We start from the raw sequence: 6,256 nt of genomic DNA on the forward strand, positions 1-6,256 counted from the left end.
CGCATCAAAGTGACGCACACCACGGTTTGGTTGAGCCGCCCCGTGAAGGGGCGCAATGCCCCCGCGCGCCTCAGAGCGCGAAGAGCATCGCCAGCATCGCGATGGCCATGGACAGTCGGCATACGCGCGCGAGTTCGGGACGGTCGCCCCAGCCCAGGGCGGGTGCGCCCCCGGCCGTGGCCACCGCGGCGACCGGCACCAGGCGTACTCCCGACCACAGCACGTACACCGCGAAGTAGAGCAATAGTGTTCCGGTCAGCGGCGGGAGACCGCCGTGCCCGTGGTGTCCGGGGGAGGCGGCCATCGCCGCAGCCATGTAGGCCATCGCGCCGGCCCCCACCAGGTGGTGCAGATGGTGGGCGCCCGTCCGGGCCGCCCACAGGGCCCGCAGGGCCGCCCCGCCGAAGACCAGGGCGTAGGCGATCCAGACCCCCCTCGGTGGTACCGCGACCGCCGTGGGCACGGCCATCGCCGCCATGCCGAATCCCATCAGCGCCTCGCCTCCCGCGGCCCGGCGCTGCTCCTCCACGGTGCTGCGCATGCGCAGCAGGCAGTAAGCCCCGGTTGCCGCACACAGTGCGACGAGCGGCCAGCCGGACGACGCCGGTCCGTGCACTGTGCACCTCCCCGCTCGACTCCACGACGGACGCCGGGGACATACCCGTCACCGACGGTGCGCAAGCGAGCGCACAGGGGTACGCCGGGGGAGCGTGGGAGGTGCCATGCAGGTCGGGGGTCGCGAGTGCGCAACCCTTTTACTAGTAAAACACCTGTTAAGCTTGTGGGCATGAGCAGTGCGACCTCCACGACCTCCCATGTGCGCCCACTTCCCCTGTCCGGCCTCCTGCGCCTCGGCAGGCCCTCGGACATCTGGTTCAAGCCCGCGCTGAGCGTGGTCGCCGCGGTGGCACCGCCCAACCTGACCCTGCTCGCCCTCGGCCGCCTCGACCTCGCGGCGTACACCATGGCGGGCTCGCTCTGCGCCCTCTACGGACACAACCGCCCGTACGCGGCCCGCGCCCGCACCCTCGCCCTGGTCGTCCTCGGCATGCTCGGCGGCCTCGCCGTCGCCCTGCTCGCCGCCTCGCTCACGACGAACGCGGTGGTGCTGGTGACCGTGGGGGCCCTGCTCGCGGCCGTGCAGAAGGTGCTGTGCGACGCGACCAGGATCGGGCCGCCGGGAAACGTGATCTTCACCTTCGTCAGCTCGGCGTCCCTGTTCGTCCCGGGGACCCTCGGCCAAGTGCCCGGTCATCTGGCCCTCGCCGTCGCGGCGGGCGCCTGGTCCTGGATCGTCGGTATGGCGCCCGGCCTGCTGCGGCCCCACGGACCCGAGCGCCGGGCCACCGCCCACGCGCTGAGCGCGGCGGCCACGTTCGCCGAAACCGGTACGGCCGCCGCCCGGGCCGGCGCCGCGGCCGCCGTGCACACCGCCTGGCATTCGCTGCTGTCCACCGGGGCCCGTTCGGCACCGCGGCGTGCCCTGGAGCGGCTCGTCGTCCGCGCCGAGGTCGCACTGGCGGCGCCCGCCGACAGTGACCCCGAGCGTCTTCGTGTCTGGGCCCGCGCCCTGCGGGGCACCGGACCCGTCCCGCGGCCGGACGACCTCGGCGAGGCCGCCGAGGAACTCCTCGGCGTGGAGGCCGAACTCGACAGCCCGCCGCGCCCGCTGCACCGCAGCCTCGGCCCGCTGGCCCCCCTCGCCCTGCGCACCGCGCTCGGATGTGCCCTCGCCGGATACGCCTCGCTCGCCTTCGGCGTCGGCCGCCCCTACTGGGCACTGGTCACCGCCGCCTCGCTCTACCAGGCCAACGTCACCCTCACCTGGAGCCGGGGCATCCAGCGCGTCGTCGGCAACGTCGTCGGCGTCCTGCTCTTCGCGGCCATCACCCCGCTCGCCCACCACAGCCGGCTGACCCTCGTGCTGTGCGGCGTCGCCCTCAACTTCGGCGCCGAGGCGCTGATCAGCCGCAACTACTGGCTCGGCAGTGTCTGTGTGACCCCGATGGCCCTGCTCATCACCGAGTTCGCCCGCTACCAGGAGCCCGGGGCGCTGATGGCCGACCGCGTCCTCGACACCCTCGTCGGAGCGCTCGTCGGCTTCGTCGCCGCGGTCGCCGTCACCAACCGGCGCGCCGGCGATCGCATCGAACACGCCCTCGCCGCGCTGGAGCGGGCCCGTGCGCGCGCGGCCGCCGCGGTGGCCGCGGAGCGGCCCGACCCGGGTGCCCTGGAGGCCGCCCGCCGCGGCCTCGCCGCCGCGGTGGTGGACCTGCGCGCCGCGGCCGACGCGGCTGCCGGCGAATGGTGGCAGCGCGCTCTGCCGGAGGAGCGGGTGCTGCGCGCCGAACAGGCGGGACACCGTACGCTCGCCGCGACGGTACGACGGCAGGGACTGCACACCTCGGAAGGCGCACGGGCATGACGGCAGCGAACGGGCGGGCGGCGGCGCCGGACGGCGACACGGACGACGAGGCCGGCGGACGGAATGCCGCCGGTGCGAGTGCCGGCGCCGCGGGGCCAGGGCCCGTGGACGGGGGTGTGGCCGGGCGCGGCCGGGCGAGCGACACCGTCGCGGCCGTCGTGCGCCAGTGGCACGCCGTCCGCCCCGACATCGCCACCGGCCCCATGGAGATCATCGGCCGTGTCAACCGGTGCGCCGCCCTGCTGCAGCAGGCCGAGGACGCGCCGCTGCGCCGCGCCGGACTCACCCGGCCCGAGTTCGACGTACTCGGCACGCTGCGACGCACGGGTCATGAGCTGACGCCCGGCGAGATCGCCCGCGAGACGTTCTCCTCCGGCGCCGCCGTCACCAAGCGCCTCAAGCAGCTCACCGAACGCGGCTTGGTGGAGCGGCGCGTCGACACCCGCGACCGCCGCGTCGCCCATCTCCGGCTCACCGAGGCGGGCCGCGACCTGGTGGACGCCGTCCTGCCCGAGCAGCTCTCGTACGAGACGGCGGTCCTCTCCGGCCTCGACGACCACGAACAGTCGGAACTCGCCGCGCTGCTCGGGGAGTTGCTCGTCCAGCTGGAGGGGCGGCTCGGCGCGCCGCGCGGCTGAGCGCGTCACACCGCCGGGTGCCGTACCGGGCGTCGCGGACCCGTGCTGATCCAAACGAAACCCCCTAGCTGCCCACCCCCACGGGCGGGCGCCCCCTGGTCCAGATCGGCCGGACCGTGACATGGCTGAGGCGCCAGCCCCCGGAGGTCCGTCGCAGCTCGGCCTCGAAACGGCCGCCGACGGTGAACAGCGGGTCGGCGTCGGCCCCGTGCTCCCGACGCGTGGCGTCACCGTGCACATGGGTCATCAGGGCGTTCCAGGAGGCAGTGGCCCGGTCGGCTCCGGTGTCCGTGTCGACGACGACCCCGGAGACCAGGTGCTGGGTGCGGTCGTAGCGGCCGAGCGCCTCCTCGGTGGCGCGGACGGCTTCGGCTCCGTGGAATGTACCGAGGGGCGTCTCCATGCCCGCGCCCCCGGTGAGGTAGTCGTCGGCCCACCCCTCTGTGAACGTCCGCTCGTCCAGCGTCCGGAAGAACCGGTCGACGAGCAGGCCGATCTCTGCATGATCCCTCTGTGCGGTCATGGGCAGAGTCTTCTGCCTCAACCGCACTTGAGGTCAAGCCCGCGACCGGTGGGGTGAGGGACGAACACGGGTCATACCGATGGGTGGGGGCCGTCAGGTGTCCTGAGGCCTCCACGAGCGCGGACGAGGGCCGACACCATGACCGTGCCCGCCACCACGGCGGCTGTATGCAAGACGGCCGCGACCGTGAGGTTCTCCGGCAGCGATGTGCCGGCGGGGTGCCCCAGCTGCACGTACAACGTGAGCGGCAGCTTCCAGCCGCTCCACGCGAACAACGAGCCCGTCCCCAGCCAACCGAACGTGAGGGGCACCCAGTGGGGCAGCCGGGTGGGTCGGCCACGGCTGACCGCCCAGGTGGCAGCGGAAGCGGTGAACGCCCACAGTCCGCAGATGCCGGACAGCAGGCGCCAGTCGGCACCTCGGTCCGCCGGGTGGGCAACGCCTGCCGTGCCGCCGATCGCCCAGTAGAGCCAGACCATGCCGATCGCCGCTCCGACGCCCACGGCCGAAAGTGTCCGGCGCCGGCTTCCCCGGCCGTCGCCGACCCGGCCGGCGAAAACCTCCGGCCAGCGTCGCCGGAGATAGGCGGGCACGGCGACGGCCAAGCCCAGCCCCATCCCCACGAAGCTGGTCTGGATCAGTGCCGCTTCCCAGCCCGGCATCGCGGCACCGTCGTGGCCATGTCGCTGCTCGCCGCCCTGCACGCCCAGCAGCGAGTCCAGTACGGCATACGGCAGCATGGCGACGAGGAAGCCCGAGCCCACCCAGGCGAGGAACGCCACCAGCGGCCCCGGTAACCGCATTCCCCAGGGCCGCACCAGAGCGAGGGCCATGACGATCCCGAGGCCTGCCATGCCGATGGTCGCCGTATTGAGGACCACCCACCCGGCCAGGCCGAACCCGTCACCGATCGGCAGCAGCCCCGCGACCGCCCCGACCACCCACGAAACTTTGATCAAGACGTAGGGCGTCATCACCAACGCCGCCCCGTAGGCACCCAGCCGACCCGCACGGTCCAACCGGTCCATCGTGGATCCCCCTCTCGCACCTGTGGGAATCCCACCCTGGTCGACCGCCCGCCCCGCCACATCGTGCCCAGGTCGGATCCGCATCCGCCATGCGGGGGACCGCGAGGGGATCACGAGGGGGATGTCGTCTCCGGATCCGCCAGGAGGCGGCCCCCTAGGGAGTTTCGTTTGGGTCAGTTCGGATCAGGCCGCGGCGTCCGGTGCGGTGTATCGCAAGGCGGAGGGCCGCCCGCGTACTGGATGTACTCGGGTGGTCCGACAACGCGGCGAGGCGCCGTGCCGGGCGTCGCGGACCCGGGCTGATCCAAACGAAACCCCCTAGCCCTCGGGACCGGCCGCGTACATGCCGAACACCGCGCCCTGAGGGTCCTTCAGGACGGCGATGCGCGGGCCGTTCTGCACCGATGTCGGTTCCATGAGGAGGCTGCCGGCAGCGTCCATCGCGACGGACGCCATGCCGTCCACGTCCTCGACCGCGAAGTACGGGAGCCAGTGCGTCGGCACCTCGGGCGGGAACACGTCTCCCATGGTCGTCATGCCGCCGAAGTCGTCGCCGTCGATACCCCACTGTGTGTACTCGGGGGAGGCGTTCACGCTCCAGCCGAAGACCGTCGTGTAGAAGTCGGTGACCCTTTCCGGGGCGCGGGTCAGCAGCTCCACCCAGCCGAGGGTGCCCGGTGCGTTGAACAGTCCCGCACCGGCGAAGGCCCCCGGCTGCCACATCTGGAAGGCCGCGCCGCCCGGATCGACGGCGACCGTGAAGCGGCCCGCGTCGCGGACCTCCAGCGGCCCCAGGATCACCGTGCCGCCGGCCGCTTCCACCGCCTCGGCCGCCGCATCGGCGTCGTCCACGGAGAACGCCACGTTCCAGGCGACCGGCTGCGTCTCCTCGTACAGCGGGGCGAGGGCCGCGACCGCCGCGTCACCGAGGTGGGCCACCGTGTACCCGCGCGCCTCCTGCCGGGTGTCCGTCTCCGGACGCCAGCCGAACAGTTCGGTGTAGAACCGTTTCGCCCCCTCCAGGTCACTGGTCCCGAGCTCGGCCCAGCAGGGTCCGCCGCTCACCGGCTTCTCGAGCTTCATGGGGTGCCTCCCACCGTGCGCGCCCCCTCAGCAGGCTATGCCCCCACCCTGTCGGTGGCATCAGATCCCGGGCCGGTGGCGCAGCGGATGGTCGGCCGGGATCTCCACCAGCACGATCTGGGTGCCGTCCGGGTCCGCGATCCACATCTCGATCAGGCCCCATGGCTCCTTCACCGGCGGTCGCACGATCTCGACGCCCGCGCCGGCCAGCTCCTGGTGCGCGGCCGCGACGTCCCGCACCTGGAGCCAGAGCTTCAGCGCGGGGGAGGGCGGTGCGTCGGCGCGGCCCGCGACCTCCAGGAAGCCGCCGCCGAGGAAGTACACGACACCGCGTTCCGGTCCCGTACCGAACTCCCGGTAGACCGCGAGCCCGAGCTTGTCGCCGTAGAACGCGCGGGAGCGCTCGGGGTCGGCGGGGCGCAGGAGAACGCGGCTGTTCAGTACGTGGACCATGCGAACGGAGCCTAGTGTCCTGAGTCTTTGATTCGGTTCAGATATCCGGTGAGGCGTTCGAAGATCTCGTCAGCGGTCTTCGTCCAGGTGAAGGGTCTTGGGTTGT

7 protein-coding genes are annotated in these 6,256 nt (G+C 72.7%); 2 read left to right on the plus strand and 5 right to left on the minus strand.

Going from position 1 to position 6,256, the window contains the following annotated elements; genetic code table 11:
• Positions 1 to 70: 70 nt before the first annotated feature.
• On the minus strand, positions 71 to 616 hold the full coding sequence (locus ABZ823_RS20855; protein WP_361662178.1) for a DUF5134 domain-containing protein: 546 nt from the start codon (positions 614 to 616) through the stop codon (positions 71 to 73).
• Positions 617 to 787: 171 nt separating this feature from the next.
• On the opposite strand from ABZ823_RS20855, the gene ABZ823_RS20860 reads away from it, so the two are divergent.
• Positions 788 to 2,425, plus strand: a complete 1,638-nt coding sequence (locus tag ABZ823_RS20860; protein WP_361662180.1) for an FUSC family protein — start codon at positions 788 to 790, stop codon at positions 2,423 to 2,425.
• On the plus strand, positions 2,422 to 3,063 hold the full coding sequence (locus tag ABZ823_RS20865) for a MarR family transcriptional regulator (protein WP_361662182.1): 642 nt from the start codon (positions 2,422 to 2,424) through the stop codon (positions 3,061 to 3,063). Before ABZ823_RS20860 ends, ABZ823_RS20865 begins: the two co-directional genes overlap by 4 nt.
• 64 nt (positions 3,064 to 3,127) lie before the next feature.
• Here ABZ823_RS20865 and ABZ823_RS20870 read toward each other — a convergent pair whose 3' ends face one another.
• From ABZ823_RS20870 to ABZ823_RS20885, 4 genes are all read right to left on the minus strand, one after another.
• Entirely contained in the window at positions 3,128 to 3,586 is a 459-nt protein-coding gene (locus ABZ823_RS20870) for a nuclear transport factor 2 family protein (protein ID WP_361662185.1), read from the minus strand.
• Between the two features lie 71 nt (positions 3,587 to 3,657).
• Positions 3,658 to 4,614, minus strand: a complete 957-nt coding sequence (locus tag ABZ823_RS20875) for a hypothetical protein (RefSeq protein ID WP_361662188.1) — start codon at positions 4,612 to 4,614, stop codon at positions 3,658 to 3,660.
• 318 nt (positions 4,615 to 4,932) lie between these two features.
• Positions 4,933 to 5,697 carry a VOC family protein gene (locus tag ABZ823_RS20880; RefSeq protein WP_361662192.1) on the minus strand — a complete coding sequence of 255 codons (765 nt, stop codon included), beginning with the start codon at positions 5,695 to 5,697 and terminating at the stop codon, positions 4,933 to 4,935.
• Positions 5,698 to 5,757: 60 nt separating this feature from the next.
• Entirely contained in the window at positions 5,758 to 6,150 is a 393-nt protein-coding gene (locus tag ABZ823_RS20885; RefSeq protein WP_361662195.1) for a glyoxalase superfamily protein, read from the minus strand.
• Positions 6,151 to 6,256: the final 106 nt, after the last annotated feature.

The organism is Streptomyces sp. NPDC047079, from assembly GCF_040643755.1.
Taxonomy (GTDB): Bacteria; Actinomycetota; Actinomycetes; order Streptomycetales; family Streptomycetaceae; genus Streptomyces.